Genomic DNA, 5,704 nt, shown 5'->3' on the forward strand with positions numbered 1-5,704 from the left:
TCAATCGTTATTTGGAGCGGATTTTAGTTAGGCGTGCAGCGTGAATCTTCGATGCGATGCCGGTGCCAATCGCTCGAATATGGTATCGATACAGGTCTCAGCGGCGCGCTCTTCGAATACGAGGAACCGAGCCATTGATGATGCGGATCATATCGTGGTCGCACTATAATTCCGAAATCGAAACAGATGGTTGCGCTTCGACCCTACTCCCACTCTATGGTGCCGGGCGGCTTGCTGGTGATGTCATAGGTGACGCGGTTGATGCCGCGCACTTCGTTGACGATCCGCCCGGCGACACGCGTCAGGAAGCTCATGTCAAACGGGTAGACGTCGGCTGTCATTCCGTCAGTGCTGGTGACGGCGCGCAGGGCGCAGGCGAAGTCGTAGGTGCGGCCGTCGCCCATCACGCCGACGCTGCGCACCGGTAGCAGGGCCACGAAGGCCTGCCAGATCGCGTCATACAGGCCGGCATTGCGGATTTCCTCGAGATAGATCGCATCTGCCTTCTGCAGGATGCGGACCTTCTCGCGGTCGACCGGGCCGGGGATGCGGATGGCAAGGCCGGGGCCGGGGAAGGGATGGCGGCCGACGATGGTCTCGGGCAGCCCCAGCTCGCGGCCGAGTTCGCGCACCTCGTCCTTGAAGAGTTCGCGCAGCGGCTCGACCAGTTTCATCCGCATCCGGTCGGGCAGGCCGCCGACATTGTGGTGCGACTTGATGACGGCGCTGGGCCCGCCGCGAGCGGAGACGCTTTCGATCACGTCCGGATACAGCGTGCCCTGGGCGAGGAAATCGGCGCCGCCGAGATTCTTCGCCTCTTCCTCGAACACCTCGATGAACAGGCGGCCGATCGTCTTGCGCTTCACCTCCGGATCGGTGACGCCCTCGAGAGCCGCGAAGAACAGGTCCGATGCGTCTCGATGCACCAGTCGTATGTTGAAGCGGTCGCGGAAGACGCGCACGACCTCGTCCGCCTCGCCGGCGCGGAGCAGGCCGTGATCGACGAAGATGCAGACGAGCTGGTCGCCGATCGCCTCGTGGATCAGGGCCGCCGCGACCGAGGAATCGACGCCGCCGGACAGGCCGCAGATCACCCGCCCGGTGCCGACCTGGGCGCGGATCGCATCGCGCGCGGTCTCGCGGAAATTCGCCATCGTCCAGCCGCCCGCAAGGCCGCAGACCTTGTGCGCGAAATTCGCGAGCAGGCGGGCGCCGTCCGGCGTGTGGACGACCTCGGGATGGAACTGCACGCCGTAGATGCGCCGCGCATCGTCGGCGATGGCGGCGAAGGGCGCGCCTTCGCTCACCGCCACCGCGCGGAAGCCGGGCGGCAGCGCGGTCACCCGGTCGCCATGGCTCATCCAGACCTGGGCGCGCTGGCCCCTGGCCCAGACGCCCTCGAACAACGCGCAGTCCGCGGTGACGTCGATGAAGGCGCGGCCGAACTCGCGATGGTCCGACCCTTCCACCGCGCCGCCCAGCGCATCGCAGATCGCCTGCTCGCCGTAGCAGATGCCGAGCACCGGCACGCCGGCGCCGAACACGTCGGCCGGGGGCTTCGGCGCGACCTCCTCGATCACGCTCGCCGGGCCGCCGGAAAGGATGATGCCCTTCGGCGCAAAAGCCGCCATGCGCGCCGGATCGGCGTCGAATGGCCAGATTTCGCAATAGACGCCGGTCTCGCGCAGGCGGCGCGCGATCAGCTGCGTCACCTGGCTGCCGAAATCGAGGATGAGGATGCGGTCTGCGGAGGGTGCGTCGGACATGCCGCCTCAACAGCACGCCACGCGGCCGGGTTCAATCCCTCCGGGCCGCGCGGCGCTCACGGCTGCCGCCCGTCAGACGACGTGTTCGGCGAAGAAGGCGAGGCTGCGATGCTCGGCGATCTCGTTGGCGCGGGGGTTGAAGCTCGGCCGGTCGTGGCAGCCGAAGCCATGCTCGGCACCCGGGTAGACGAAAATTCCGACATCCGGCTGCGCCTTGCGGATCGACTCGACATCCGCCAGCGGAATGCCCTTGTCCTCGGCGCCGAAATGCAGCTGCACCGGGCAGTTCGGCTTTTCCGACCTTGTGGCGGCGATGCCGCCGCCATACCAGCCGATCGCCGCCTTGAAGCTCTTGCTCCGTGTCGCCCCCCACCAGGCGATGGTGCCGCCCCAGCAATAGCCGATGACCCCCGTGGGCCGCGGCGAAAGGGCGGCGGCCGAGGCCTCGATGTCGCGCATCACGGCCTCGTCGGTGATCTCGGCGCGGAGGGCGAGGCCCTTGTCGCGCCCGGCGGCGTCGTAGCCGAGTTCGACGCCGCGCTCGACCCGGTCGAACAGCGCCGGGGTGACGACCCGGTAGCCGAACGAGGCCAGGTGATCGGAGATCTGCCGCATGTGCGAATTCACGCCGAAGATTTCCTGCACGATCACGATGCCTCGCTGCGAGGCGGTGTCGCCGGCGGCATAGGCCTGGAATTTGTGCCCGCAGGAGGCGGTCAGGTTGATCATCTCACCCATCGTCATGCTCCGTCCGTTTTGGCGAACCGCGCGAAATCCCGCGCGAGGCGCTCGTAAATAGGTCGCTTGAAAGGCACCGCCAGCGCCGGGATGGAGGAAAGCTCCGTCCATCGCCATTCATCGAATTCGGGATGCGCGTGGGCGTCGAGGCGGATCATGTCGTCGGTGCCGAGAAAGCGCAGCGCGAACCACCTTTGCCGCTGCCCGCGATGCCGCGCGCCGAATTTCGCCACCACGTCAGGCGGGAAATCATAGCTGAGCCATTCGGGGATTTCGCCGAGCAGCTCGACCGCGGTGGTGCCGATCTCCTCGTCCAGCTCGCGCAGCACGGCGGCGGCCGGATCTTCGTCGCCGTCGATCCCGCCCTGCGGCAGCTGCCACTGATAGGCGGCGTCGGGGCCGAGATCGGCCCGGCGCGCGACCAGGATCTTGCCCGCGCGACTGAACAGCGCGGCGCCGACATTGCTCCGGTAGGGCAGGGCGGTCGCGCCGGTCATTGCGCGCCCCGTGCCGCGACCAGCGCGCTGACCGGAACGAGGACCAGGCCGTCCGCCTTCAGCCCCTGGCACCACTGGGCGAGCACGGCGATGTCATCCGCGGTGGGCGAGGATATCACGCCGAGCGCGCTGCCGCTCGCAACCGCCGTCGCCGCCAGCCGCTTCAGCGCCGCGCGCTGTTCGTCGACGCTCATTTCGGGATGGATCACCACGTCCGCCACCCGTCCGGGAACGCCGGAGGGCACGCCGCTGCCCTGCGATGCCGTGACAAGAAGGAGGCCCGTCGGGCGCAGCTGCTTGCCGAGCCAGTGGCGGTTCAGCAACTGGGTGAGATAGGTCTCGTCGACCGACATGCCGATCTCGTCGGTGACGCCCACATAGCCGGCACTTCGCGACAGCGCCCAGTCGAGGTGCTTGAGGTTGACCGGATCGAGTTCCGAGCCGCGCAACGCCTCGTCACCCTCGGTGATGGCGGGCTCGCGATCGGTCTGCATCGGAATGCCCATCAGGGTCTCGTGCCCGGCGGCACGGGCGGCCGCGACCACCGAACGCAGGTGCGGTCCATACGGCGTGAGCGCGAGCGAGACGGCGGGCGGCAGCGAGCGGATGGCATCGCGGCTCGCCTGCCGAGCCTCGCCGATGCCGCCCATCATTACCGCCACGGGATGCAGACCTTGCGGCACCGGCACCGGCGCCGCGGCCGCGTAATAACGCATCGGCGTCATCCCGTCTGGCGCCGGATGCGGAATCTTCCAGGCCGGGTTGGCTTTCGATGCGACCAGCAGCGCCGGGTTGGGCGGCGGGATCGCGCTGCCGCTGCGATGCAGGACCGGGCCGGTGAGCATGGCCGTGTCGTGGTCTGGCGGGCCGAGTACCTGCAGCACGACCGCGCCGATCAGCGCAGCGGCGGCGATTCCGGCCCAGAACAGCTTGACCGAACGCGCAATCCGGAACGGCGGCATTGTCTCAGTGCGCCACATCCGCCTGGCTGGCGCCAACCCGGTTTGTTGCCATGGCGCGGACCAGCTTCAGCGCCATCTGGAGCTGGTAGTCGGTGTTCGGGTGCTTCGGCTCGAATTTCGGCCAGCTGGCCGGCGGCCGTGGCGCGATCGTCTTCGCGACGGCCGGCAGCACCAGCTTCGGCGGCAGGATCGGCGCCTTCAGGCCCGAGGGGTTGCGGAAGGCGTGCGGCATGTTCGACTCGCGAATCTTCGGGAAATGATCCTTCGGATTGTTCGTCTCGTGCACGACGAGGTCGGGCTCGACGCCGTAATCCTGCAGCGACTTGCCGGAGGGCGTGTAGTAGAGCGCCGTGGTCATTCGCAGCGCGCCGTGGCCGGGGATGGTGAAGATGGTCTGCACCGAGCCCTTGCCGAAGGTGCGGGTGCCCATCACCACCGCGCGGCGGTTCTGCTGGAGTGCCGCGCTGACGATTTCCGCCGCCGAGGCGGTGCCGGAATTCACCAGCACGACGATCGGCTTGCCGCCGGTGATGTCGCCGTCATGGGCGTACCAGACCTGATCGTCGGACTGGTGCCGGCCATGGGTTGAGACGATCTCGCCGGTGTTGAGGAAATCATCGGCCACGGCGATGCCCTGGTCGAGCAGACCGCCGGGATTGTTGCGAAGGTCGAGGATATAGGCGTCCACCTTGCCGTGGCTTTCGGCCTTGAGCTTCGCCACGCCGCGGCGAATGTCGCGATTCGCGTTCTCGGAGAAGCTGGCGAGGCGAAGATAGCCGACATCGCCGTAAAGCGCCGTCTTGACCGCGTGGACATGGATGATCGCGCGGGTCAGGGTGACGTGCACCGGCTTGTCGACGCCGGGGCGCTTGATCGTGATATCGATCTTGCTGCCGGCCGGGCCGCGCATCCGGTCGACCGCCTTGTCCAGCGTCACGCCGACCATCGGTTTGCCGTCGATCGCCACGATCAGATCGCCGGGCTTGATTCCGGCCTTGGCGGCCGGTGTGCCGTCGATGGGGGTGATCACCTTGATGAAGCCGCCCGCCTCGGTCACCTCGATGCCGAGCCCGCCGAACTGGCCGGAGGTCTCGGCCTTCATGTCCTTGTACTGCTGGGCGTTCATGTAGGCGCTGTGCGGGTCGAGCCCCGTCAGCATGCCGTTCATCGCATCGTAGATCAGCTTCTTCGAGGGTTCGGGCACCACGTAGTCGGCCCGGATCCGCTGGAAGATGTTCTCGAACAGACCCAGCTGGCGATAGGTCTCGTCGCTCTGGCGAACGCCGGCCAGGGCATCATGCACCGCGGGCGCCACCATGCCGACGCCGATGCCGACCGCGAACGTGGCCGTGATCAACAGAGAGGTCCTCAACTTCATACGCGCCATCCTCATCATCTCTGCCACCAATAGTGCGGCTGGGCCGGAAGTCCAGAGCCGGCCGCCATGGTTTCAGCGTTCCCCCGGCCCGGAACCGAATCGTGACGCCGGGTCGACCGCCTTCCCGTCGTGCCGCAGCTCGACATAGAGGCGCGGCTGGTTTCCCGGATTGTGCACATCGAATGCCGGCATCCGTCCGACGGGCTGGCCGGGCTCGACATGCTGGCCTACCGATACATCGAACTGCTGGAACCCCGCCATCACGAAATCGTATCCGCCGCCGCAGTCGATGATCATCAGCTTGCCATAGCTGGCGAAGGGCTTCGCGAACACCACGTTGCCGCCGCACGTGGCGCTGACCAC

Annotated in this window: 6 protein-coding genes; all 6 read right to left on the minus strand. The window is 67.3% G+C overall.

Annotated elements, in window-relative coordinates; genetic code table 11:
- Positions 1-203: 203 nt before the first annotated feature.
- Positions 204-1,766: a glutamine-hydrolyzing GMP synthase gene (guaA, locus tag APM_RS16030; protein WP_007424436.1), complete on the minus strand. Its 1,563-nt coding sequence runs from the start codon at positions 1,764-1,766 to the stop codon at positions 204-206.
- A 72-nt stretch (positions 1,767-1,838) separates the two neighbouring features.
- On the minus strand, positions 1,839-2,504 hold the full coding sequence (locus tag APM_RS16035) for a dienelactone hydrolase family protein (protein WP_007424437.1): 666 nt from the start codon (positions 2,502-2,504) through the stop codon (positions 1,839-1,841).
- A gap of 2 nt (positions 2,505-2,506) precedes the next feature.
- Positions 2,507-3,001, minus strand: a complete 495-nt coding sequence (locus APM_RS16040) for an RNA pyrophosphohydrolase (RefSeq protein WP_007424438.1) — start codon at positions 2,999-3,001, stop codon at positions 2,507-2,509.
- On the minus strand, positions 2,998-3,963 hold the full coding sequence (locus APM_RS16045; RefSeq protein ID WP_007424439.1) for a divergent polysaccharide deacetylase family protein: 966 nt from the start codon (positions 3,961-3,963) through the stop codon (positions 2,998-3,000). The genes APM_RS16040 and APM_RS16045 overlap by 4 nt, the downstream gene beginning before the upstream one ends.
- Positions 3,964-3,967: 4 nt before the next feature.
- Positions 3,968-5,341 (minus strand): S41 family peptidase, encoded by a 1,374-nt coding sequence (locus tag APM_RS16050; protein WP_007424440.1) that lies wholly within the window; start codon positions 5,339-5,341, stop codon positions 3,968-3,970.
- Between the two features lie 72 nt (positions 5,342-5,413).
- The coding region (locus tag APM_RS16055; RefSeq protein WP_007424441.1) for a murein hydrolase activator EnvC at positions 5,414-5,704 on the minus strand (291 nt) is incomplete at its 5' end.

The sequence above is a fragment of the Acidiphilium sp. PM genome (genome assembly GCF_000219295.1).
Taxonomy (GTDB): domain Bacteria; phylum Pseudomonadota; class Alphaproteobacteria; order Acetobacterales; family Acetobacteraceae; genus Acidiphilium; species Acidiphilium multivorum.

Coding starts and splice junctions, on each gene's coding strand:
- APM_RS16035 (WP_007424437.1), bottom strand. CDS start 2,504: ATGGGTGAGATGATCAACCTGACCGCCTCCTGCGGGCACAAATTCCAG.
- APM_RS16050 (WP_007424440.1), bottom strand. CDS start 5,341: ATGAAGTTGAGGACCTCTCTGTTGATCACGGCCACGTTCGCGGTCGGC.
- guaA (WP_007424436.1), bottom strand. CDS start 1,766: ATGTCCGACGCACCCTCCGCAGACCGCATCCTCATCCTCGATTTCGGC.
- APM_RS16045 (WP_007424439.1), bottom strand. CDS start 3,963: ATGCCGCCGTTCCGGATTGCGCGTTCGGTCAAGCTGTTCTGGGCCGGA.
- APM_RS16040 (WP_007424438.1), bottom strand. CDS start 3,001: ATGACCGGCGCGACCGCCCTGCCCTACCGGAGCAATGTCGGCGCCGCG.